We start from the raw sequence: 537 nt of genomic DNA, 5'->3' as shown, positions 1-537 counted from the left end.
CGCCCGCCCTGACCGCAGTGGTCACCGTGGCCGCCGCCGGGGCGCTCAGCTGCGGCTCCAGCCACCCTGTCCCGCGCTCGCTGTCGAACTTCATCCTTGCTCCTCCTTCCGGGCGATCACCGCCCGCTCCGGACCCTGGCCGCGCTCCAGCCAGCGCCAGGTCATCCAGCCAGCGCCGGCGAGATAGAACAGCGACCCCGGCACCCACATGATCAAGCCGGCCAGCTGCTGGTCCGCCACGCTGCGTTCCGGCCCATAGAAGGGCGAGGTGGCGAAGGTCATCAGCGCGCCCAGCAGGCCGGTGTGCATCAGCGTCACCGTCACCGCCACCAGCGCCGCGCCCACCTCGGCGCGCGCCGCCCGCAGCGCCGCCCACCAGAACAGCCAGGCGGTGAGCAGGAAGCAGGCGTGCTCCACCATGTGCCACCACGGGTTTTCCAGCGCCAGCAGGTAGAGCGCCGGCACATGCCACGCCCACACCGTTGCGCCATGCACGGTCGCCGTGGCGGCAGGCCGCTGGCCGGCGCGCATCAGCGC

Annotated in this window: 1 protein-coding gene; it reads right to left on the bottom strand. The window is 72.8% G+C overall.

Features of this window, described 5'->3' with window-relative positions; genetic code table 11:
• Positions 1–90: 90 nt before the first annotated feature.
• Positions 91–537, bottom strand: a 447-nt coding sequence (locus GRF61_RS24285; RefSeq protein ID WP_211166197.1) for a cytochrome c oxidase assembly protein, incomplete at its 5' end; no start/stop codon positions are given.

The sequence above is a fragment of the Azoarcus sp. TTM-91 genome (genome assembly GCF_012911025.1).
Lineage (GTDB): Bacteria > Pseudomonadota > Gammaproteobacteria > Burkholderiales > Rhodocyclaceae > Azoarcus.
Note: the sequence above shows the minus strand (reverse complement) of the source record. Positions and strands in the feature narration are given on the sequence as shown.